The sequence below is a fragment of the Pseudomonas sp. YuFO8 genome (genome assembly GCF_035065025.1).
GTDB lineage: Bacteria > Pseudomonadota > Gammaproteobacteria > Pseudomonadales > Pseudomonadaceae > Aquipseudomonas > Aquipseudomonas putida_AE.
Genome location: NZ_JAXDEQ010000187.1, coordinates 1 through 399 on the forward strand (window position 1 = coordinate 1; position 399 = coordinate 399).

1 protein-coding gene is annotated in these 399 nt (G+C 58.9%); it reads right to left on the reverse strand.

The genetic code is table 11. The features are described 5' to 3' along the window. On the reverse strand, positions 1 to 373 hold a 373-nt coding region (locus SOP95_RS31925), incomplete at its 3' end, for a hypothetical protein (RefSeq protein ID WP_323609580.1). Positions 374 to 399 lie beyond the last annotated feature (26 nt).

Below are 399 nucleotides of genomic sequence, written 5' to 3' on the forward strand. Positions count from 1 at the left end.
TGGCGTCGATGGTTCGACGGATAGGGTCTCCGAATGGCGTGCCGTCCGACCCGATGGTTTGCAGCATCACCGGCGTATTGCCGATGGGCACAAACCGCGTACTTTCAAACATATGCACCAGGGTCAACGAGCCCTGGGCCTTGCAAACGGCCACGGTGCGATTGGGTTTTTTGGAAGACGCGGGAGCGACGAGGGAAACTTCCTGGCCGACCTTGAACACCTGCTCCACGTCCAGCGCCGAGCCGCTCCAGAAGCTCTCGGCCCATTCGTCAAATGAGCTCAAGCACGCGCTGAAGTCACGAAAGACGCTTTCCACGTCCGGCTTTTCGGCATTCATGGGTGACAGGACGAACTGCGCGATAACCGGAATCATGAAACGACCCCATTGGGTGGGGCACT